The sequence below is a fragment of the Pseudomonas sp. PF05 genome, assembly GCF_056521845.1.
Genome location: NZ_JBWLPW010000009.1, coordinates 63,054 through 84,894, shown reverse-complemented (window position 1 = coordinate 84,894; position 21,841 = coordinate 63,054). Strand labels below are relative to the sequence as shown.

Below are 21,841 nucleotides of genomic sequence, written 5' to 3'. Positions count from 1 at the left end.
TGGTGCCCCTACAAATCATACGCCGCCAGATGTCCTAGCCGCAAAATGCAGAATCTAGCACCATTATTTCGCCACTACGAGTCAAGCCCTAGAAAATTAGCAAACCAAAAATCATCAAAACAATTTGCTAATTTATTTAGCTATTGCTAATTTATAGCCACTCCTTCGCCATCTCATGGCGAAACACGGGCACTCACTAATTTTTGCGAAAGCCATCAATGCGGCCGGGATTCGCTCGGCCTGGAGAAAGTTATGACACAGAAACGCTTGTCGGCAAAACGACTGTTTGAGGTGCTGATGTTCATGTTCGTCTACGTCGCGCTCACGATTGCCTGGTTTGGATTTGCCGCGCCGGAAATACTCAGCAACAGCTCAACCGGAGCCGTTCTGACCGGTTTCGCAGGATCCGTCCTGTGGCTCATCTGCACCGCCTGCATCGTCATACACATCATCAACAAATGGCATTCAGCCGAGACTGCAGAGAAACAACCATGAAGCGGTACGACTCCCGCAACGCCGATAAATTTGTGGTGCGCCTGCCGGACGACATGCGAGCTGATGTTGAGGCCCTGGCGGTCATCGAAGACCGCAGCATGAACAGCGTGATTGTCCAGGCGATCCGAAATCACCTCGACTGCAATCGACGCCAAGAACTGATGCTGGATGCCCTGACCGATGCACTTGAGCGGGCAGTTCCAGGACAGGAAAGAAACAACCCTGACACAGATCCGCGCGACCTGTTCACTAAGGGCAACCCTGGCGGCTCCCTCGTCGAACAAACGGAGGCGCAGCCATGACAGCCACAACACCCAGTGGCAGCCGGATAGCTCTCCAGAATGAGTTCCACCAGCTCGGTTACCGCCTGGTTCGCTTCGGCCAGGCCATGCAAGAGCCCAGCACCACGGTCAGCGAACTGACGCAGTTGGCCCAGATCTGCGGGATCAACCTCAAGCTGCGCATAGTGGCTGAATCGGAGGGACGATCAGATGGCTAAAACAGTCCTGCGCGTCCGCCTGGGTGGCGCATCGTTTTACCTGAACACCGAATCCTCCTCCCCTGGTACCGGACACAGAAACCGGTACCGCCTGTTCAAGACCGATAACTACGGGCGGGACAAACTGGGGTGGATCCAGATCGGCTCGATGGCGGGCCAGGAATTGATCGCGCTCGATACCGATCGGGCCCGATTCGAGGCATGCGAGAAATTATTCTTGAGCAAGAAGCCTCATCAGTACGGGCAGTACGGCGATATACGCGGTCAGCCGGGTAAATGGGAAGGTGAGGCGTTCCCGCTTCGCGTGACGAATAGGCCGTGACGCGACACAAATCGCGAATACCGAAAACGTGTCGCAAGACAAATCCGAAGATAGAGCCGAGCACGGTCCGGAGCATCATCATGGCGAAAGTCATTGCCCAAATTACGATAAAGCTCCCCCGCCTCATGGAGGTGAGCGAATACAGGAAGCTGCGCTACGTCGGGGGAAAGCCGAGCGTTCAGCAGCTGAAGAAATGGATTGAGGAAGGCGAGGTGGCAGGAGAAGTGAAAGGCGGGATGTATTTTGTGGACGTCCAGGCCGCCGTGATGGGATCTGCTGACCCGCTGCTGGCCCAAATGATGGAGATCGGCTGATGGCTGCCCGGCCGCGCACACTGAAAAACAGGAAGTTACCGCCGAACCTCTACCCCAACGGGAAGTATTGGCGGTACCGCAACCCAATCACCGGCCTGATGACGAGCATCAACCGCCCCATAGAGGAGGCAATCAAACTAGCCCGGGCGGCGAATTTGAAACTAGCGGCGCTCGTTGTCGACGACGGCGCGCTGCTCACCCTGCTGACGGGTGACCGACTGCCGGCTGTCAGCAACCTGCTCCAGCGCTTCCACGATGAATGGCTGGTGGATAAGGGCTACGCCGCTCGCACCTTGGAAGAGATCAAATTCAAGATCGAGCGATACCGGCAGGACCTTGGAGATAGGCTTATCGGGCAGATGGACGTGCTGGCCATGGCCGAGTATCTGGACCAGTTCAGCAACAACGCCTACACCAAGCACCGGGGGTTGTGGGTGCAGATATTCGCGTTTGCCGTGGCCAAGGGCCTGGCCGAGCGAAATAACGCCGAGCTGACTCTGGTGAAGAAGGAGGCGGAGAAGAAGCGGCAGCGGCACACGCTGGAGGGATTGAAGTCGATCATCGACGCGGTGACCACGCCACCCTGGCTGAAGCGAGCAATTCGCCTGGCGCTGACCAGCCTACAGCGGCGCGAAGATATCGTGACGTGGCTGAAATCAGCTGCCGACATGGAGAAAAACACTCTGACGGTATCGCCCGGCAAGACCCAGGGTTATGACAACCCCGTCCACCTGAAAATCAAGATGGGGGCGGCGCTCCGTGAGGTAGTTGGCGAGTGCCTGCGCTCGCCTCTGGCTTCGCCTTACCTGATTCACTACAAGCCCAAGGCTAGGCGGCGGGAGCAGATCGACGCAAAGGACCATTGGACGTCGGTGACACCGGATTACCTGACCAAGGAGTTCAGCAAGGCCCGAGACGCGGCACACGCCTACGACCATGTGCCGGCCGGCGAGCGCCCCACTTTTCATGAGATCCGCGCTTTGGGTGCATGGCTTTATGAACAGCAAAATTTCCCTCAGGAATACATCCAGGCGCTGCTGGGCCATGCGGACGAGAAGATGACCAGGCACTACCAGGAGGGACACGGCAACAAGACAATTGAGTACGTCGAGGTGGGAGCCGAATTGGCGTTGTGAGGTGGGGGTTTTGCAAAAGTTTTGCAAAAGTTTTGCAAATCGCAGAAACAAAAAAAGGGTAACCATTTCTGGTTACCCCTTCTAGACCGCCCAGCAGAGCGGATTTTGTTTGGTAGGCGCGATTGGACTCGAACCAACGACCCCCACCATGTCAAGGTGGTGCTCTAACCAACTGAGCTACGTGCCTGCTGTGAGGCGGCATTCTACGGAATTCCGGAGGGGTGTCAACACCTTTTTTTCACCTAACCCTATGAATATGCAAAATATTTAATTTCGCCAAGGCAACGAAGATTTCGCGGTGGCTGGCGGCCGATTTTTATCTCGGGTAGGATCGCTGCATTCGTAAAAAATATAAAACAGAGGTTGCAGAATGGCGAACACATCCTATCCAGCGTCCTATTACGCCGCGTCGGCCAACCCGGTTCCTCCGCGCCCTGCCCTGCAGGATGACGTCGAGACGGATGTGTGCGTGATCGGCGCGGGTTACACCGGCCTGTCCTCTGCGCTGTTTTTGCTGGAGAACGGCTTCAAGGTCACCGTGCTTGAGGCGGCGAAGGTCGGCTTTGGGGCTTCGGGTCGCAACGGCGGGCAGATCGTTAACAGCTATAGCCGCGACATTGATGTGATCGAGCGCAGCGTTGGTCCTCAGCAGGCGCAGTTGCTGGGCAACATGGCGTTCGAGGGCGGGCGGATCATTCGTGAGCGGGTGGCGAAGTATCAGATTCAGTGTGATTTGAAGGACGGCGGTGTATTCGCCGCCCTCACCGCTAAACAGATGGGCCACCTGGAGTCGCAGAAGCGTTTATGGGAGCGTTTCGGACATACCCAGCTGGAGTTACTGGATCAGCGGCGTATTCGCGAGGTGGTGGCTTGCGATGAGTATGTGGGCGGCATGCTCGATATGAGCGGCGGGCATATTCATCCACTCAACCTGGCGCTGGGCGAAGCGGCGGCGGTGGAGTCGCTGGGCGGGGTGATTTATGAGCAATCGCCAGCGGTGCGTATCGAGCGTGGCGCCAGCCCGGTTGTGCATACGCCACAGGGCAAGGTCAGGGCCAAGTTCATTATCGTGGCGGGCAATGCTTACCTGGGCAATCTGGTGCCGGAGTTGGCGGCCAAGTCCATGCCTTGCGGTACGCAGGTGATCGCCACCGAGCCGCTGGGGGACGAGTTGGCTCATAGCCTGCTACCTCAGGATTATTGCGTCGAAGACTGCAACTACCTGCTCGATTACTACCGGCTGACGGGCGACAAGCGCCTGATCTTCGGGGGCGGCGTGGTGTATGGCGCGAGGGATCCGGCGAACATTGAGGCGATCATTCGGCCGAAGATGCTCAAGGCTTTCCCGCAGCTCAAGGATGTGAAGATCGATTACGCCTGGACCGGAAATTTCCTGCTGACGTTGTCGCGTCTGCCGCAGGTAGGGCGGCTGGGGGATAACATTTATTATTCCCAGGGCTGCAGCGGCCATGGCGTGACGTATACGCACCTGGCGGGCAAAGTCCTGGCCGAAGCGCTACGAGGTCAGGCTGAGCGTTTTGATGCGTTTGCGGACCTGCCCCATTACCCTTTTCCTGGCGGTCAGTTGTTGCGTACGCCATTTGCGGCGATGGGGGCTTGGTATTACGGGTTGCGGGATAAATTGGGGTTCTGAAGCCGCCAACAACAAGGGCTGCTTCGCAGCCCAGCGGGAGCAAGCTCCCTCGCCACGGGCTTGTTCCAATCTTTCAAATCCGAAAAACAAAAAACCCCGGTCTTTCGACCAGGGTCTTTGCTATCGACTAGAAGTAGCTTTTCAGCTTTCTTCTTAGCTTCAAGGCGTTCAGTGGGCCTCGAAGCAGATATGGCGCAGCGGACGGGACTCGAACCCGCGACCCCCGGCGTGACAGGCCGGTATTCTAACCGACTGAACTACCGCTGCGTATCGCTATGGACTTGCGTCCAGTTAACTCGTCTGATCAAAACCCTTGGGTCTGGATCTCGAACCAGGCGAACCTGCTTCGGAAAATATGGCGCAGCGGACGGGACTCGAACCCGCGACCCCCGGCGTGACAGGCCGGTATTCTAACCGACTGAACTACCGCTGCGCGTCGGTGGAGGCTTTTGACAGCTTCCGTCTTGCTTTCGCAAAACTCTCGTAAAACATGGTGGGTGATGACGGGATCGAACCGCCGACATTCTGCTTGTAAGGCAGACGCTCTCCCAGCTGAGCTAATCACCCTTTGCTTCGTTGAGGCCGCGAAATTTACGCAGGTACCGAAGCTAAGTCAATAGCAGGGTTGAAGTTTTTTCAAAACAGTTTCAAACGGCACCCGCAACCGCACTCACGTATAAATCATTTTCTTGGTCATGCCGCCGTCCACGACGAACTCCTGCCCCGTGACAAAACCGGCATTGCGCGACAACAGCCACGCCACCATCGCCGCCACGTCCTCTACCGTGCCCACCCTGCCCGCTGGATGCTGGGCGTGATCGGCATCGGTCAGCGGTTGTGCGCGACGCTGGGAGGGATCACGCGCGTCGATCCAGCCAGGGCTGACGGCGTTGACCCGGATCTCCGGCCCAAGGCTGATGGCCAGGGCATGGGTCAGGGCCAGCAAGCCGCCCTTGCTCGCCGCATAGGCTTCGGTATCGGGTTCCGATTGCGCGGCGCGGGTCGAGGCCAGGTTGACGATGGCACCGTTGTGGGCGCGCAGATACGGCGCGCAGTGCTTGGCCAGCAGCATCGGCCCACCCAGGTTCACCGCCAGCACCCGATTCCAATAGGCCAGGTCCAGGCTTTCCAGGGTGATGTTGTGCGGGTCGGCGATGGCCGCGTTGCACACCAGCGCGTCGAGTCGCCCGAACTGCCCGAGCACCTCGGCGATAGCGGTGGCGACCTGCCCCTCGTCCGCCACGTCCATGGCGATGAACCAGGCGTTGTCGCCCAGGGTCTTCGCCACCTTGGAACCGCGCTCGCGGTCCAGGTCGGTCAGCACCACCTGCCAGCCTTCACAGATCAGCCAGGCGGCGATGCCCAGGCCGATGCCCCGTGCGGCGCCCGTAACCAGTGCAACCCGGCCATGGGTGCCGCTCGACGGCGTAGCCAGCTCGATCACAAGGCCGCCAACCCGCGGGCCAGGTCGGCTTGCAGATCAGCCACGTCTTCCAGGCCGACCGCAACGCGGATCAGGCTGTCACGAATACCCGCCGCTTCACGTTCCTGGGGCGACAGGCGACCGTGGGATGTGGTGCTCGGGTGGGTGATGGTGGTCTTGGTGTCACCCAGGTTGGCGGTGATGGAAATCAACCGGGTCGCGTCGATGAAGCGCCAGGCGCCCTCCTTGCCCCCCTTGACCTCAAAGCTCACCACCGCACCGAAACCGCGTTGCTGACGGGAGGCCAAGTCATGTTGCGGATGGCTCTTGAGGCCGGCGTAATGCACTTTCTCGATGCCGTCCTGCTGCTCCAGCCACTCGGCCAGGGCCTGGGCATTGGCGCAATGGGCTTTCATGCGCAGGCCGAGGGTTTCCAGGCCCTTGAGGAAGATCCAGGCGTTGAACGGGCTGAGGGTGGGACCTGCGGTGCGCAAAAAGCCCACCACTTCCTTCATCTGCTCGCTACGACCGGCCACTACGCCGCCCATGCAACGGCCCTGGCCGTCGATGAACTTGGTCGCCGAATGCACCACCACGTCCGCGCCCAACTTCAGCGGTTGCTGCAGCGCCGGGGTGCAGAAGCAGTTATCGACCACCAGCATGGCGCCCTTGGCGTGGGCGATTTCCGCCAGCGCGGCGATGTCCACCAGCTCGGCCAAGGGGTTGGACGGCGATTCGACGAACAACAGCTTGGTATTGGCCTTGATTGCCGCATCCCAAGCGGACAGGTCCGCCAGGGGCACGTAATCGACTTCCACGCCAAAGCGCTTGAAGTACTTTTCGAACAGGCTGATGGTCGAGCCGAAGACGCTGCGCGACACCAGCACGTGGTCGCCACCGCTGCACAGACTCATCACCACGGCCATGATCGCGGCCATCCCGGTGGCAGTGGCCACGGCTTGCTCGGCGCCTTCCAGGGCGGCGATGCGCTCCTCGAAAGCCCGCACGGTCGGGTTGGTGTAGCGCGAGTAAACGTTGCCCGGCACTTCGCCAGCAAACCGTGCGGCGGCATCGGCAGCGGTGCGGAACACGTAGCTGGAGGTGAAGAACATCGGATCGCCATGTTCGGCCTCCGGTGTGCGGTGCTGACCCGCGCGAACCGCCAGGGTATCGAACGCTACGCCTTCAAGGTCGCTGTCCAGCCGACCGGCATCCCAATCCTGACTCATGCTGTCACTCCTGAAATCGGTTTAAACGCAAACCGGCCCCTCAGGGCCGGTTGGTTAATCAGTTGTTGTACAGATCGATGATCGCGCTGACCGCCTGAGTCTTGGCCTTGGACGCATCGTTACGTGCGTTCTCGATCTTGTTCAGGTAGGCCTCGTCGATGTCGCCGGTGACGTACTTGCCGTCGAATACCGCGCAATCGAAGTGTTCGATCTTGATCTTGCCGCCACCGACCGCTTCGATCAAGTCCGGCAGGTCCTGGTAGATCAACCAGTCGGCGCCGATCAGGTCGGCCACGTCCTGGGTGGTACGGTTATGAGCGATCAGCTCATGGGCACTCGGCATATCGATGCCGTAGACGTTAGGGTAGCGTACGGCCGGGGCCGCGGAGCAGAAATACACGTTCTTGGCGCCGGCTTCACGGGCCATCTGGATGATCTGCTTGCACGTGGTGCCGCGCACGATGGAGTCGTCCACCAGCATCACGTTCTTGCCGCGGAATTCCAGTTCGATGGCGTTGAGCTTCTGGCGTACGGATTTTTTCCGGGCAGCCTGGCCCGGCATGATGAAGGTCCGGCCGATGTAGCGGTTCTTCACGAAGCCTTCGCGGAACTTGACGCCCAGGTGGTTCGCCAGTTCCAGGGCCGCGGTGCGGCTGGTGTCCGGGATCGGGATGACCACGTCGATGTCATGGTCCGGACGTTCGCGCAGGATCTTGTCGGCCAGTTTTTCGCCCATGCGCAGGCGGGCCTTGTAGACCGAGACGCCGTCGATGATCGAGTCCGGACGCGCCAGGTAGACGTGTTCGAAGATGCACGGGGTCAAGGACGGGTTGGTCGCGCACTGACGGGTGTGCAGCTTGCCGTCTTCAGTGATGTAGACCGCTTCGCCCGGGGCCAGGTCGCGAATCAGGGTGAAGCCCAGCACGTCCAGGGACACGCTTTCGGAGGCGATCATGTACTCGACGCCTTCGTCGGTGTGACGCTGGCCGAACACGATCGGGCGGATACCGTGGGGATCGCGGAAACCGACAATGCCGTAGCCAGTGATCATCGCCACCACCGCGTAGCCACCCACGCAACGGTTGTGCACGTCGGTCACGGCGGCAAACACGTCTTCTTCGGTCGGTTGCAGCTTGCCGCGCTGGGCCAGCTCATGGGCGAAGACGTTGAGCATCACTTCCGAGTCGGAATTGGTGTTGACGTGGCGCAAGTCAGATTCGTAGATCTCCTTGGCCAGTTGCTCGACGTTGGTCAGGTTGCCGTTGTGCGCCAAGGTGATGCCGTACGGCGAGTTGACGTAGAACGGCTGGGCTTCAGCCGACGTCGAGCTGCCCGCGGTCGGGTAGCGCACGTGGCCGATACCCATGTGACCGACCAGGCGCTGCATGTGGCGCTGGTGGAACACATCACGCACCAGGCCGTTGTCCTTGCGCAGGAATAACCGGCCGTCATGGCTGGTCACGATACCGGCAGCGTCCTGGCCGCGGTGCTGGAGCACGGTTAGCGCGTCATACAGCGCCTGATTGACGTTCGACTTACCGACGATACCGACGATGCCACACATGCGACGCAACCCCTACTTAATGGATCTGAACTGAACAACACTTACTGCGGCGTTTTGGCCATCGGCAAGAGCTGTTCCTTGAACGGTATTTCAGCGGGTACGCTGATACCGCTGGCAAGCCACTGACTGCTCCAACCCAGGATCAGGTTTTTGGACCAGTCTGCGACCAATAGAAATTGTGGCACGAGCCGGGACTCCTGCCACCACGTATCCTGCTGTACCGGCCCCAGGCTCAAGAGCCCGACGGCCACGACCACCAGCAATGCGCCACGCGCCGCGCCAAAGGCCATGCCCAGGAACCGGTCCGTCCCGGAAAGCCCGGTGACGCGAATCAGTTCGCCGATCAGATAATTAATCATTGCGCCAACCAGCAAGGTGGCGATAAACAAGATGGCACAGCCCGCGATCACGCGAGCCGACGGCGTTTCGATGTATCCGGCGAGGTACTGGGACAGCGAACCACCAAACATCCAGGCTACGACTCCCGCGATGATCCAGGTCAGCAGTGAGAGGGCTTCCTTGACGAAGCCGCGGCTCAGACTGATCAATGCGGAGATGGCGACGATCGCAACGATCGCCCAGTCAACCCAGGTAAATGGCACGGTGCAGCCTACAGACGGATAAGGCGGCGCATTTTAGCAGAGCGCAGGGCTGTCGGTAAGCTGCACGATTCAAATCAGCTAAATCGCCGTTAGCCGCGCTCTGGCTGGAAGCGCACCACAAAACCCTTGAGGTTCTGCTGGCGGCCGAGCAGGTCACGCAGGCGGTCGGCTTCGGCACGCTCGATCAGCGGGCCGACAAACACCCGATTCTTGCCATCGGCGGAGCGGATGTAAGCGTTGTAGCCCTGGCTGCGCAGGGTTTTCTGCAGGTTCTCGGCACTTTCTCGACTGCTCAGGCTGGCCAATTGCACCGACCAACTGACCGACAGGCCATTGGCATCCACGCGGCTTTGCGTGGTGTCCGGCTTGGTCGTGGCGGCGGTAATCGGCTGGCTTGGGGCCGGCTTGACCGCTGGAGCCGCCGGAACGGGAGCTGGAGCCGGAGCAGTTGCCGGCTTGCTCGGCGCGGCGGGCGCAGGCGTTGCGGGGGCAGGCGCAATCGGCATCGACGGCGCCGATTGCTCGGCCAACTCCTCGTCGCTCGGAATAGGCTCCTGGGGCAGCGCCTGTGGTTCGGGCACGATCACTGGCTCGACCTGCACAGGCGGCACGGACGGCGCCTGGGGCGCCGCTGGTGCATCGACCGTGACCTGGCGCTGCTCGTCCTGACGGGAAAACAGCATCGGCAGGAAAATCACCGCCAGGGCTACTAACACGAGTGCCCCGACCATGCGCTGCTTGTACGCTTTATCCAGCAATGCCATCTGCAGCTTCCTCCGTGGAGCGCCGGGCCAACCATTGAAGGGCCTCGGCAACACAAAAAAATGATCCGAACAGCAGGATTTCATCATCGGCCGTCGCCAGGGCGCACTGCCCTTCCAGCGCGGCAGCCACGCTCGCGTAGGCTTGCACTGAAGCACCACGGCGCTGCAAGGCTTCCTGCAGCTGAGCCGCTGTACGCGAACGTGGCGAATCCAGTGGCGTCACCGCCCAATGTTGGACACTAGCACCCAACGCCTCGACAACGCCATCCAGATCCTTGTCGGACAGCAGCCCGAACACGGCAAGACGCCGCCCCACCACGGGGCGCCGTGCCAGGCGCTCGGCCAGGTACTGCGCCGCGTGGGGGTTATGGCCGACATCCAGCAACAGGTTCAGACGCTTGCCTTGCCAATCGAACTGGCGACGATCGAGGCGCCCGACCACACGGGTCGCCTGCAGCGCCTGGACGATTTGCCCGGCATCCCATGGCAAGTCCAGCAACAGGTAGGCCTGGAGCGCCAGCGCGGCGTTTTCCATCGGCAGGTCCAGCAAGGGCAGATCGTGCAATTCCACCGGATTGCCCCGCAAGTCACTGCCGCGCCATTGCCAATGCTGCTCGGTCATCGCCAGGTCGAAATCCCGCCCACGCAGAAAGAACGGGCAGTTCAATTCGCGAACCTTGTCGAGCAACGGCTGAGGAGGATTGAGATCGCCGCAAAGCGCAGGCGCGCCCTGGCGAAAGATGCCGGCCTTCTCGAAGGCCACGGATTCGCGGGTATCGCCCAGGTAGTCGGCATGGTCCACGCCAATGCTGGTGACCAGGGCAATGTCTGCGTCCACCAGGTTGACTGTATCCAGGCGTCCGCCCAGGCCGACTTCCAGCACGACCGCATCGAGACCGGCACGGGCAAACAACCAGAACGCCGCCAGGGTGCCCATCTCGAAATAAGTGAGGGTTGTATCGCCTCGCCCGGCTTCCACCGCGGCAAAGGCTTCGCACAGCTGCGCGTCAGTGGCTTCGACGCCATTGACTTGCACCCGCTCGTTGTAGCGCAGCAGGTGCGGCGAGCTGTAGACACCAACGTTCAGCCCCTGGGCCTGCAACAGCGAGGCCACGAAGGCGCAGGTCGACCCCTTGCCGTTGGTGCCGGTGACGGTGATGACCCGGGGCGCCGGCTTGGCCAGCCCCATGCGGGACGCTACCGCTTGCGAGCGCTCCAGCCCCATGTCGATGGCCGATGGATGCAACTGCTCGAGGTAGGCAAGCCAATCGCCCAGGGTACGTTGGATCATAGGCCAGCAGGCACCGGCGGAACCACGATCGGCTCGATCGGTGCAGCGACGAACTTCGGCGTCGGCAAGCCCATCAATTGAGCCAGCAGGTTGCCCAGGCGCGGACGCAGCTCCTGGCGATGGATGATCATGTCGATGGCGCCGTGCTCCAGCAGGAACTCACTGCGCTGGAAGCCTTCCGGCAGTTTTTCGCGCACGGTCTGCTCGATCACGCGCGGACCGGCGAAGCCGATCAGGGCTTTCGGCTCACCGACGATCACGTCGCCGAGCATCGCCAGGCTGGCGGAAACGCCACCGTAGACCGGGTCGGTCAGCACCGAGATGAACGGAATGCCTTCTTCACGCAGACGCGCCAGCACCGCGGAGGTCTTGGCCATTTGCATCAGCGAGATCAGCGCTTCCTGCATCCGCGCACCGCCGGAAGCGGCGAAGCAGATCATCGGGCAACGGTTTTCCAAAGCATAGTTGGCGGCACGAACGAAGCGCTCACCGACGATGGCGCCCATGGAACCGCCCATGAAGGAAAATTCGAAGGCCGAGACCACCACCGGCATGCCCAGCAGGGTGCCGCTCATGGATATCAGCGCGTCTTTTTCACCGGTCTGCTTCTGGGCAGCGGTCAGGCGGTCCTTGTATTTCTTGCCATCGCGGAATTTCAGGCGATCCACTGGCTCCAGGTCGGCACCCAGCTCAACACGGCCTTCGGCATCGAGGAAAATATCGATACGGGCGCGCGCACTGATGCGCATGTGGTGGTTGCACTTGGGGCAAACGTCCAGGGTCTTTTCCAGCTCGGGACGGTACAGCACCGCTTCGCAGGATGGACATTTGTGCCACAGACCTTCAGGCACCGAGCTTTTCTTCACCTCGGAACGCATGATCGAAGGGATCAGTTTGTCTACCAACCAGTTGCTCATGCTTTCTTTCTCCAGTACCGGCGGCCCGAACGCTTTGGTTCGCGGCCCCGCGTATGCCCTTGAGCTAAATTCATTGTGCGGCGAGTCGAGGGGTCGCCACGGTCAGTGCAAAACATGACCTGCGTGCAACCCAGCCTTCCTCAGCCATCCCGGCAACCGCACGGCGGTTACCACTTCGCTATCGGCCCACCCGGAGGCGGCGCCTGCCTGCTTTGTACAGTGCTGGTATGGACGGCGGCAGTCTGCCAGCCGTCACATTGACGACTGGCTGCTGCGCACAGCGGCCATGAATGCACGAATCTTTGCCGGGTCCTTGATGCCCTTGTCCTGCTCCACTCCACCGCTCACGTCCACCGCGTAAGGGCGAACCTGGCGAATGGCCTGAGCCACGTTATCCACCGTCAGGCCACCGGCCAGGATAATCGGTTTGTCCAAGCCTTGGGGCACCAGCGACCAATCGAACGCTTCGCCGGTCCCTCCGGGAACGCCTTCCACATAGGTGTCCAGCAAAATGCCGCTGGCACTGGCAAACGCCTGGCAAGCGGCGGCGATGTCGTCACCAGCCTTGACCCGCAACGCCTTGATGTACGGACGATGCCAGCCCTCGCAATCGGCCGGGGCTTCATCGCCGTGAAACTGCAACAAACCCAGCGGCACCGCATCGAGTATTTCGCCCAACTCGCAACGACTGGCATTGACGAACAGGCCCACCGGAGTCACGAACGGCGGCAAAGCCTGGATGATCGCCCTCGCCTGCTGCACCGTCACCGCGCGCGGGCTCTTGGCGTAAAACACCAGCCCGATGGCATCAGCCCCGGCCTCGACCGCTACCAATGCGTCCTCGACGCGGGTGATCCCGCAAATCTTGCTGCGAACGACCGGCATGGTGGGTAAAACCTCAGGCAAATCCGTGAAAGTCCCGGATGGTAGCAAATGCTGCGCAGGGCGTCAGCCGTCGAGTTCCGAGAAGCCCGTGAGGAAATGTGGCCCGATATAACGCTCCGGCAGCTCGAATTCATCGCGATATTCGACCTGTACCAGGTACAAGCCAAACGGGTGCGCCGTGACGCCACCGGAGCGACGAACACGACTGTCGAGCACTTCCTTGATCCACTCCACCGGCCGTTCGCCCGCACCAATGGTCATCAGCACGCCGGCAATGTTGCGCACCATGTGATGCAGGAACGCGCTGGCGCGGATGTCGAGCACGATCATCTTGCCATGACGGCTCACGCGCAGGTGATGCAACTCCTTGATCGGCGACTTGGCCTGGCACTGGCCGGCACGGAAGGCGCTGAAATCATGGACGCCGACCAGGTATTGTGCGGCCTCGGCCATGCGCTCGACGTCCAGCGGACGGTGATTCCAGGTGATTTCTTCGTTCAGGTGCGCCGGGCGGATCTGATCGTTGTAGATCACGTAGCGATACCGCCGGGCGATGGCCTTGAAGCGCGCATGGAAATGCGCCGGCATCACCTTGGCCCAACTGACGCTGACATCGTGGGGCAAGTTGATGTTGGCGCCCATCACCCAGGCCTTCATCGAACGCTCGACCTGAGTGTCAAAATGCACCACCTGGCCGCAGGCATGCACGCCGGCATCGGTACGCCCGGCGCAATGCAGCGCCACGGGCGAGTCGGCGACTTTGGACAGGGCGTTTTCAAGGGTTTCCTGCACCGTCAATACACCGGAAGCCTGGCGCTGCCAGCCACGATAGCGCGAACCTTTGTATTCAACGCCCAAGGCGATCCGGAAAAAGCCATCGGCCGCCATTTCGGCGGCCGGGTTGTCTATGTTTGCCAAGGAATTACAGCCTGCTGAGGTACGCAAAGGCGGGCATTATAAGGCTGATGGCTTGGGATGCCAGTCCGACGGGTGATCCTGTATTGAATGGACTGACGCTATCGCGAGTAAACTCACTCCCACAGGGGTTCACCAGCGCTCACGAGTTCCGCGCTCACCGCCCCCCTGTGGGAGCCGAGCTTGCTCGCGATAGCGGTGAGTCAGCGTGCATTGATGTTGAATGGACCTCGGTCATCGCGAGCAAGCTTGGCTCCCACAGCAATTCTCCAGTGCTCATGCGTTCCGCGCTCACCGCCTCCCCCCTGTGGGAGCCGAGCTTGCTCGCGATAGCGGTGGGTCAGCGTGCATTGATGTTGAATGGGCCTCGGTCATCGCGAGCAAGCTTTGATCCCACAGCAATTCTCCAGTGTTCATGCGTTCCGCGCTCACCGCCCCCCCCCTGTGGGAGCCGAGCTTGCTCGCGATAGCGGTGGGTCAGCGTGCATTGATGCTGAATGGACCTCGGTCATCGCGAGCAAGCTTGGCTCCCACAGCAAAACCCTTGTGGGAGCGAGCCTGCTCGCGATGAGGCCAGCCCAAACACCCGCAAATCCCGCCGCAAACAAAAACGGCAGCCTCACTGGCTGCCGTTTTTGTATAAACACTGACTCAAGCCAAACGCGACAACATCTCCTGCGCTTCGCTCTTCTGGGTGGCGTCGCCTTCGCTGAGGACTTCGCCGAGGATGTCGCGGGCGCCGTCGTTGTCGCCCATGTCGATGTAGGCCTGGGCCAGGTCGAGCTTGGTCGCCACTTCGTCGGTACCGCTAAGGAAGTCGAAGTCCGGCTCGTCTTCTGCACCGGCCAGGGCATCTTCGGCGGTGAAGGTCGGCTGGCCAAGGCTGTCGGACAGACGATCCAACTCGGCGTTTACATCGTCAAGCTCGGACTCGAAGACATCCTTGGGCGCATCGTGCGCGTCCATTTCATCAGACAGGGACAGATCGAAGTCCGCCGGCAGTTCGAGATCGTCAGCCGGGGTATCAGCCAAAGCCGGCGTTTCAGTCGCAGGCAAGTCCAGGCCCTTGAGGTCGTCGTCCAGGTCCAGCAGGAAGTCTTCATCGTCGAGCGCAGGGACCGGGGTCGGGGCATCGGCACCCAGGTCCAAATCGAACTCCGACAGGTCGTCCAGGCTTTCGCTGGCTTCAGTCTGCTGCTTGAGCACCGACTCGAAACTCAGGTCGTCGTCTTCCGGGAACGCGTCCAGCTCGGCGACAGGCTCTGGCGTCGGCGCAACCGGGGCGGCTTCCAGGTCATCCAGGCTCAGGTCGAAGGCGCTGTCGAGTTCCTCGTCGGTCGGCGCCTTGTCTTCCAGCAGGTCCTTGACGTACTGCGCGTCCAGTTCAGCAGCCACCGCTGCCGCGGCCAGGCCCGCGGTGGTCGCGACCACCATGGCCGGGAAACGGCTTTTCAGTTGTTCGACCTGGGCGAAATTCTCGCCATTGGCCACCAATTGGCGTTCCTGGGCGACAAAGGCGTCGCGGTCGCCCTGCTGACCGTAGACTTCCATCAGCTTCAGGCGTAGATCGCTGCGCTGAGGCTCGGCCTTGATGCCTTGTTCAAGCAGGTCGGCAGCCTGGTTCAAGCGGCCGCGGTCGATATGGGACTGGGCCTGGGGCAGCACGTCGTCGGAGCGATCGGCAGCCGGAGCCACCAAGGGCGCCGCGATAGGCGGCGTGACCACCACAGGCGCAACCACCGGGGCCGGCTTGGGTACCGGCGCAGGAGCAGGCGCGGGTTTTGGCTCGAGCTTTACGCTAGGCGGTGGAACATCAATGCCCTCGAAGCTGCTCGGGGGCAGATCGAGCTCCGGGGAGAAGTCAGCCTCCTCCTCGAGGGCTCGGGCCATGCGCAAGTGCTTTTCCGCTTCCTGCTGGGCCTTGCGGCGACGGGCGAGCAACAACAAAAGCAACAGCAGGAGCAGCGCCCCACCGCCAATCAACCCCAGCAGGATCGGGTTGGTCAGCAGGTCGTTGTATTTTTGCTCGTTGGACGCGGCAGGCGTCGGCTCGACCGCAGCGGCAGGCGGCGTCGCTTCCGGGGCTGCCTCTGGCGCAGGTGCAGGCGCAGGTGCAGGGGCCAGTTCTGCGGACATTGCAGGAGGTGCCTCGCCAGCAGGAGGAACGGCGACACCTTCGGCCTGCATCTTGGCCAGTTGATTGTTCTTCAGCTCGATCAGGCGTTGCAGTTTGTCCAGTTGACTCTGCAGGTCCGCCATGCGGCTTTTCAGTTCTTCGTTATCCCGGCGAGCCGAGTCGAGGCTTTCCTGGGTGACTGCAAGCTTGTTGGAGAGCGCTTGGGCATCGCCGGCAGCGCCCTTGCCCTTGCCGCCCGCCTTCGCCGAATCAGCCGACACCAGGCTCAAATTGTCGCGACCGGCAGCCTGTGCCGGCGCACCTTCACCACGGCCGCGCTTGGTGGCATCCAACTGCTGCTTGCCAGCACCCGCCACGCCACGCCGCCCCGCACGCCAGGCGGCGTTCTGCGCAGCCACTTCGGCGATGGCCTGGGGTTGCGGCAATGCCGTGCTTTGCACCGGGTCCGGCAGGCGCAACACCTGGCCGGTCTTGAGCAGGTTGATGTTGCCGTTGATGAACGCGTTAGGGTTCAACGCCTGGATCGCCAGCATGGTTTGCTGGACCGAGCCGCCGTTACGCACCTTGGCGGCGATTTCCCACAGGGTATCGCGCGGCGTGGTGGTGTATTGCGAAGGCTTGGTGGCGCCGGTGACCGGCGTGGACACGACCTGGGGCGGTTTCGCCCGGGCGGCGTCAGCGGCCTGTGGCGAGAATTTGGAGGGATCGAGCAATACGCTGTAGTCGCGCAGCAGGCGGCCATTGGGCCACATCACCTGCACCAGGAACTTGACCATGGGTTCAGACAGCGGCCGACTGGACGTTACCCGCAGGACGCTCTTGCCATTGGCGTTGATCACCGGAGTGAAGCTCAGGTCATTGAGAAAGGGCTGGCGGTCGACCCCTGCCTTGGCAAACTCTTCGGGCGAGGCCAGGCTCGGCACGACTTCGGCGGCGGTCAGTTGCTGGACATCGAGCAGCTCGATCTCGGCGACCAGGGGCTGGTTCGGCGGCGACTTCAGGGTCAATTCCCCAAGCCCGAGCGCTTGCGCCATACCGGAGGACAGCGCCGAGGCGGCCGCTATTGCTAACACCAGTTTGCGAACTTGAACCATAGCCTCTTCCTTTGTTTGAACATTCCTCGGCCAGCGAGAAGGTATTGATGCCGCTGCCGTAAGGCATTGCGCGCAGCCCCGAAGCGACGGTGCGCGCGATCATTTCACTCATGCCCCGGGAATGTCCCCCAGAGGGATGTTCGCCTTCAGCACTCCGACCAAGCATAGCGCCCAGCTAGAATCATTCGACAAATTGATGCCAAGTATCTTTTACAGCAAGTCTTTTATCAACAACTCAGCCACCTGCACGGCATTGAGCGCCGCGCCCTTGCGCACGTTATCTGACGTCAGCCACATATTTAGTTCCGCCGGATCGTCGATTCCACCGCGCACACGACCAACGTAGACCACATCCTGGCCCACCGCATCGCCCACCGCCGTCGGATAATCGCCCGCATCCACCAGCTCGATACCCGGGGCCGCTTCCAGCGCCGCGTTGACCTTGGCCAGGTCGATGGGACTGGCAGACTGCACAGTCACGCTAAAGCTATCGCCAAAAAACACCGGGGCTTGAATGCAAGTGACGGAAATCTTTAACAAAGGTTGATTCAGCACCTGGCGCAACTCGCGGACCAGGCGCTTTTCCAACTGCGTATGGCCCTGCTCGTCCGGGGTGCCGACCTGGGCCAGCAGGTTGAACGCCATCTGCCGGTCAAAGAATTTCGGCTCCAGTGGACGGGCGTTGAGCAGCTCGGCGGTCTGGCGCGCCAGCTCGCTCACAGCCACGCGGCCCTGGGCCGACACGGCGAGGCTGGCGGTCAGGCTGATGCGCTGCAAGTCCAGGCATTCGCGCAGCGGCGCCAGCACCACCGCCAAGGCCGTGGCCGAAGCGCTGGGGCTGCTGACCTGCAACGGCTTGCTCAAACCGGCGAGCACCTGGGCGTTGGCTTCCGGCACGATCTGCGGCGCCTGTTCGGGCGGCAAGGCGCCGGACAGGTCGATCAGCGCACAGCCGGCCGCCGTGGCCCGCGGGGCGAAACTCAGGGTCACCGCCGGGCCGGCAGCGAAGAACACCAGTTGGACTTTGCTGAAATCGAACTCGTCGACTTCCCGCACCCGCACGTTTTTGCCGCGGAACATCACCGAGCTGCCTGCCGATTCGCTGCTGGCCAGCAGGTGCAGGTTACCGACCGGGAAGTCCCGCTCTTCGAGAATCTGGACGAGGGTTTCGCCGACAGTACCGGTGGCGCCGATCACGGCAATATCAAAGGACTGGCTCATGGGTCTACCTCAGGTAAAACGTGGGGAGCGGCACTTTACCGGGTGGTTGGCGGGCAAGCAATTGCACACAAGAGAACCTGTGGCGAGGGAGCTTGCTCCCGCTCGGTTGCGCAGCAACCGCTAGAGTTTTGCGGCTGCTTCGCAGCCCAGCGGGAGCAAGCTCCCTCGCCACAGAGAACTCACCAAACCGACATAAAAAAACCCGCACCTCTCACAAGGCACGGGTTCTTTCACAGCAGCAATCGATCAACGCTCGAGCAGGATCCGCAGCATGCGACGCAGCGGTTCGGCCGCGCCCCACAGCAGTTGGTCGCCGACGGTGAAGGCGCCGACGAATTGCGAACCCATGTTCAGTTTGCGCAAACGACCCACCGGCACATTCAGGGTGCCGGTGACCTTGGTCGGGCTCAGCTCCTGCATGCTGGTTTCGCGATTGTTCGGCACCAGCTTGACCCAAGGGTTGTGCTGGCTGATCAGCCCTTCGATGTCGGCGATCGGCACGTCTTTGTTCAGCTTGATGGTCAGCGCCTGGCTGTGGCAGCGCATGGCGCCGATGCGCACGCAGATGCCATCCACCGGGATCGGGCTCTTGAAGCGACCGAGAATCTTGTTGGTTTCGGCCTGGGCCTTCCACTCTTCGCGGCTCTGGCCGTTAGGCAGTTCCTTGTCGATCCAGGGAATCAGGCTGCCGGCCAGCGGTACGCCGAAGTTCTCGGTCGGGTAGGCGTCGCTGCGCATCGCCTCGGCGACCTTGCGGTCGATGTCGAGGATGGCGCTGGCCGGGTTGGCCAGGTCATCGGCGACGGCGGCGTGGGTGGCGCCCATCTGCTTGATCAGCTCGCGCATGTTCTGCGCGCCGGCACCGGACGCCGCCTGGTAAGTCATGGCGCTCATCCACTCCACCAGACCGGCTTCGAACAAGCCGCCCAGGCCCATCAGCATCAGGCTGACGGTGCAGTTGCCGCCGATGTAGTTCTTGGTGCCTGCGTCCAGCTGCTGGTCGATGACCTTGCGGTTCACCGGGTCAAGGACGATCACCGCATCGTCCTGCATGCGCAGGCTGGAAGCGGCGTCGATCCAGTAACCCTGCCAGCCGGCTTCACGCAGCTTGGGGAAGACTTCGCTGGTGTAGTCGCCGCCCTGGCAGGTCAGGATCACGTCGAGGGTCTTGAGCTCGTCAATGCTGTAGGCATCCTTGAGCACACCGGTGTCCTTGCCCACGGACGGGCCCTGGCCACCCACATTGGAAGTGGTGAAAAACACCGGCTCAATGAGATCGAAATCCTGCTCTTCCAGCATTCGCTGCATGAGCACGGAACCGACCATGCCGCGCCAACCGATCAGACCTACACGTTTCATCGCAACTACACCTATACAAAAGTGGGCCACCGTCGGAGCGGTGGGCCCGAAAGATTACAGATTCCGCAGCGCGGCGACTACTGCATCGCCCATTTGCTGCGTACCGACTTTGGTACAACCTTGCGACCAGATATCACCGGTGCGCAAGCCTTGGTCCAAGACCACGCTGACGGCTTTTTCGATCGCATCGGCGGCATCGTTCAAGTTGAAGCTGTAACGCAGCATCATCGACACCGAGAGGATGGTCGCCAACGGGTTGGCAATGCCCTGCCCGGCGATGTCCGGCGCCGAACCGTGGCACGGCTCGTACATGCCCTTGTTATTGGCGTCCAGGGAGGCCGACGGCAGCATGCCGATGGAACCGGTTAGCATCGACGCTTCGTCGGACAAGATGTCGCCGAACATGTTGTCGGTGACGATCACGTCGAACTGCTTGGGCGCACGTACCAGTTGCATGGCGGCGTTGTCGACGTACATGTGGCTCAGCTCGATGTCCGGGTAATCCTTGGCCACCTGCTCGACCACTTCACGCCACAGTTGGCTGGAAGCCAGCACGTTGGCCTTGTCCACCGAGCACAGCTTCTTGCCACGCACGCGGGCCATGTCGAAGCCGACCCGGGCGATACGGCGGATTTCGCTTTCGCTGTACGGCAGGGTGTCGTAGGCCTGGCGCTCGCCATTATCCAGCTCACGGGTGCCACGCGGGGCGCCGAAGTAGATACCGCCGGTCAGTTCACGGACGATGAGGATGTCCAGGCCCGAGACGATTTCCGGCTTCAGGCTCGATGCATCGGCCAGTTGCGGGTAGAGAATCGCCGGACGCAGGTTGCCGAACAGGCCCAGTTGCGCGCGGATCTTCAGCAGGCCGCGCTCGGGGCGGATGTCGCGTTCGATCTTGTCCCATTTCGGGCCGCCCACGGCGCCCAGCAGCACGGCATCGGCTGCACGGGCACGGTCCAGGGTTTCATCGGCCAGGGGCACGCCGTGCTTGTCGATGGCCGCGCCGCCGATCACGTCGTGGCTGAGTTCCAAGCCCAGGCTGTACTTGTCGTTCGCCAGCGCCAGGACCTTGACCGCTTCGGCCATGATTTCCGGGCCAATGCCGTCACCTGGGAGAATCAGAATCTGCTTGCTCATGCTTTCCTCGTTTTACTATCGGCGCCCATGGGCTGGCCGGGAAAAATGCTATCGCTCGGCCCACAGCACCAGTACATCCGTACTGAACGAACCATCGGCCTCAATCTCAAAATATTCACGCACTTCGTCACCCATCGCGCGCTGCAACTCGAGGATCGCCCCACGCATCACCTCGGGGGTGCGCATGCGCTCGACCCAGGAGCGGTACTCCAGGCGCAGGCGTTGGCGCGAGGTGCTGCGGGTGTGCAACCCCGCTTCGCTGACCTGGCGCAACCACTCGCCGGCAGAATAATCGCGCACGTGGCTGGTGTCGCGCAGCACTTCGACGCTTTGCAAGTAGGTGTCCAGCAATGGCATGCCAGGCGACAGGACGTCGATGAACGCCGCCACGCCGCCGGGCTTGAGCACCCGACGCACTTCCCGCAATGCCAGGCCCAGGTCGCTCCAATGATGCGCCGAATAGCGGCTGAACACGAAGTCGAACTCCGCGTCGGCGAACGGCAGGCGCTCAGCGGCGCCGCATACCGTGCCGATATTGCCCAGGCCACGCTCGGCAGCCGCCGTGGCGACCACGTCGAGCATTTGCTGGGACAAATCATAAGCCACCACTTCACCGGCCAGCGGCGCCACGTGGAAACTCACATGGCCGGCACCGCACCCCAGGTCCAGCACCCGGGCATCGCCGCGACCGGCCAACGCAGCCTGTAGCAGCGCAAACTCAGCGCCCTGGGCGTGCACCGCACTGCTCAGATAGGCCGAGGCCTGTTCACCGAATTGCTTTTGTACAACCTGACTGTGGGCGGTGCTGGTCATGGGGTGTCCTTGTGGTTTTTGTATTGCCTGGGCGGGGCCCATCGCGAGCAAAGTCGCTCCCACAGAGGCT

Annotated in this window: 21 protein-coding genes and 4 tRNA genes; 7 read left to right on the top strand and 18 right to left on the bottom strand. The window is 61.6% G+C overall.

Annotated elements, in window-relative coordinates; translation table 11 throughout:
• The first annotated feature begins 252 nt into the window (after window positions 1–252).
• From AC09SL_RS16420 to AC09SL_RS16395, 6 genes are all read left to right on the top strand, one after another.
• On the top strand, window positions 253–495 hold the full coding sequence (locus AC09SL_RS16420; RefSeq protein WP_058545777.1) for a hypothetical protein: 243 nt from the start codon (window positions 253–255) through the stop codon (window positions 493–495).
• Window positions 492–797, top strand: coding sequence for a CopG family ribbon-helix-helix protein (locus tag AC09SL_RS16415; RefSeq protein ID WP_064106999.1), 306 nt, complete (start codon window positions 492–494; stop codon window positions 795–797). Before AC09SL_RS16420 ends, AC09SL_RS16415 begins: the two co-directional genes overlap by 4 nt.
• Entirely contained in the window at window positions 794–994 is a 201-nt protein-coding gene (locus AC09SL_RS16410; RefSeq protein ID WP_058545776.1) for a hypothetical protein, read from the top strand. The genes AC09SL_RS16415 and AC09SL_RS16410 overlap by 4 nt, the downstream gene beginning before the upstream one ends.
• Window positions 987–1,316, top strand: coding sequence for a hypothetical protein (locus AC09SL_RS16405; protein WP_058545775.1), 330 nt, complete (start codon window positions 987–989; stop codon window positions 1,314–1,316). The genes AC09SL_RS16410 and AC09SL_RS16405 overlap by 8 nt, the downstream gene beginning before the upstream one ends.
• An 80-nt stretch (window positions 1,317–1,396) precedes the next feature.
• Window positions 1,397–1,630 (top strand): hypothetical protein, encoded by a 234-nt coding sequence (locus tag AC09SL_RS16400; RefSeq protein ID WP_058545774.1) that lies wholly within the window; start codon window positions 1,397–1,399, stop codon window positions 1,628–1,630.
• The gene (locus AC09SL_RS16395) at window positions 1,630–2,766 is read left to right on the top strand and encodes a tyrosine-type recombinase/integrase (RefSeq protein WP_058545773.1); all 1,137 of its coding nucleotides are present in this window, start codon (window positions 1,630–1,632) and stop codon (window positions 2,764–2,766) included. The genes AC09SL_RS16400 and AC09SL_RS16395 overlap by 1 nt, the downstream gene beginning before the upstream one ends.
• Window positions 2,767–2,876: 110 nt before the next feature.
• Here AC09SL_RS16395 and AC09SL_RS16390 read toward each other — a convergent pair.
• A tRNA-Val gene (locus tag AC09SL_RS16390) sits at window positions 2,877–2,953 on the bottom strand.
• A gap of 183 nt (window positions 2,954–3,136) precedes the next feature.
• On the opposite strand from AC09SL_RS16390, the gene AC09SL_RS16385 reads away from it, so the two are divergent.
• Window positions 3,137–4,420 (top strand): NAD(P)/FAD-dependent oxidoreductase, encoded by a 1,284-nt coding sequence (locus AC09SL_RS16385; RefSeq protein ID WP_014337463.1) that lies wholly within the window; start codon window positions 3,137–3,139, stop codon window positions 4,418–4,420.
• 190 nt (window positions 4,421–4,610) lie between these two features.
• Here the strand turns inward: AC09SL_RS16385 and AC09SL_RS16380 are convergent.
• The 17 genes from AC09SL_RS16380 to AC09SL_RS16300 all read right to left on the bottom strand — a co-directional run bounded on the left by AC09SL_RS16380 (window position 4,611) and on the right by AC09SL_RS16300 (window position 21,771).
• Window positions 4,611–4,687: transfer RNA gene (locus AC09SL_RS16380), tRNA-Asp, on the bottom strand.
• Between the two features lie 89 nt (window positions 4,688–4,776).
• Window positions 4,777–4,853: transfer RNA gene (locus AC09SL_RS16375), tRNA-Asp, on the bottom strand.
• Window positions 4,854–4,911: 58 nt separating this feature from the next.
• Window positions 4,912–4,987 (bottom strand) — tRNA-Val (locus tag AC09SL_RS16370).
• A gap of 103 nt (window positions 4,988–5,090) precedes the next feature.
• Window positions 5,091–5,864 carry an SDR family oxidoreductase gene (locus AC09SL_RS16365; RefSeq protein ID WP_058545772.1) on the bottom strand — a complete coding sequence of 258 codons (774 nt, stop codon included), beginning with the start codon at window positions 5,862–5,864 and terminating at the stop codon, window positions 5,091–5,093.
• The gene (locus AC09SL_RS16360; RefSeq protein WP_058545771.1) at window positions 5,861–7,072 is read right to left on the bottom strand and encodes an O-succinylhomoserine sulfhydrylase; all 1,212 of its coding nucleotides are present in this window, start codon (window positions 7,070–7,072) and stop codon (window positions 5,861–5,863) included. Before AC09SL_RS16360 ends, AC09SL_RS16365 begins: the two co-directional genes overlap by 4 nt.
• A gap of 58 nt (window positions 7,073–7,130) precedes the next feature.
• Window positions 7,131–8,636 carry an amidophosphoribosyltransferase gene (gene purF / locus AC09SL_RS16355; RefSeq protein ID WP_003203840.1) on the bottom strand — a complete coding sequence of 502 codons (1,506 nt, stop codon included), beginning with the start codon at window positions 8,634–8,636 and terminating at the stop codon, window positions 7,131–7,133.
• Window positions 8,637–8,677: 41 nt separating this feature from the next.
• A complete protein-coding gene (locus AC09SL_RS16350; protein WP_039593931.1) occupies window positions 8,678–9,238 on the bottom strand; it encodes a CvpA family protein in 561 nt (186 codons plus the stop codon).
• Window positions 9,239–9,327: 89 nt separating this feature from the next.
• The gene (locus tag AC09SL_RS16345) at window positions 9,328–10,002 is read right to left on the bottom strand and encodes an SPOR domain-containing protein (protein ID WP_058546592.1); all 675 of its coding nucleotides are present in this window, start codon (window positions 10,000–10,002) and stop codon (window positions 9,328–9,330) included.
• The gene (gene folC / locus AC09SL_RS16340) at window positions 9,986–11,293 is read right to left on the bottom strand and encodes a bifunctional tetrahydrofolate synthase/dihydrofolate synthase (protein ID WP_058546591.1); all 1,308 of its coding nucleotides are present in this window, start codon (window positions 11,291–11,293) and stop codon (window positions 9,986–9,988) included. Before folC ends, AC09SL_RS16345 begins: the two co-directional genes overlap by 17 nt.
• Window positions 11,290–12,210, bottom strand: a complete 921-nt coding sequence (gene accD, locus AC09SL_RS16335; protein ID WP_058546590.1) for an acetyl-CoA carboxylase, carboxyltransferase subunit beta — start codon at window positions 12,208–12,210, stop codon at window positions 11,290–11,292. The genes folC and accD overlap by 4 nt, the downstream gene beginning before the upstream one ends.
• A 252-nt stretch (window positions 12,211–12,462) precedes the next feature.
• Window positions 12,463–13,095, bottom strand: a complete 633-nt coding sequence (locus tag AC09SL_RS16330) for a phosphoribosylanthranilate isomerase (protein ID WP_058546589.1) — start codon at window positions 13,093–13,095, stop codon at window positions 12,463–12,465.
• 63 nt (window positions 13,096–13,158) lie between these two features.
• Complete coding sequence (gene truA, locus AC09SL_RS16325; RefSeq protein WP_058546593.1) at window positions 13,159–13,983, bottom strand: tRNA pseudouridine(38-40) synthase TruA; 825 nt, start codon at window positions 13,981–13,983, stop codon at window positions 13,159–13,161.
• A 678-nt stretch (window positions 13,984–14,661) separates the two neighbouring features.
• Window positions 14,662–17,241, bottom strand: a complete 2,580-nt coding sequence (locus tag AC09SL_RS16320) for a FimV/HubP family polar landmark protein (RefSeq protein WP_058546588.1) — start codon at window positions 17,239–17,241, stop codon at window positions 14,662–14,664.
• 210 nt (window positions 17,242–17,451) lie between these two features.
• Window positions 17,452–18,462 carry an aspartate-semialdehyde dehydrogenase gene (locus AC09SL_RS16315; protein ID WP_053189459.1) on the bottom strand — a complete coding sequence of 337 codons (1,011 nt, stop codon included), beginning with the start codon at window positions 18,460–18,462 and terminating at the stop codon, window positions 17,452–17,454.
• A 246-nt stretch (window positions 18,463–18,708) separates the two neighbouring features.
• Window positions 18,709–19,821, bottom strand: coding sequence for an aspartate-semialdehyde dehydrogenase (gene asd, locus AC09SL_RS16310; protein ID WP_058546587.1), 1,113 nt, complete (start codon window positions 19,819–19,821; stop codon window positions 18,709–18,711).
• A 54-nt stretch (window positions 19,822–19,875) separates the two neighbouring features.
• On the bottom strand, window positions 19,876–20,958 hold the full coding sequence (leuB, locus tag AC09SL_RS16305; protein WP_058546586.1) for a 3-isopropylmalate dehydrogenase: 1,083 nt from the start codon (window positions 20,956–20,958) through the stop codon (window positions 19,876–19,878).
• Window positions 20,959–21,006: 48 nt separating this feature from the next.
• On the bottom strand, window positions 21,007–21,771 hold the full coding sequence (locus AC09SL_RS16300) for a class I SAM-dependent methyltransferase (protein WP_058546585.1): 765 nt from the start codon (window positions 21,769–21,771) through the stop codon (window positions 21,007–21,009).
• Window positions 21,772–21,841 lie beyond the last annotated feature (70 nt).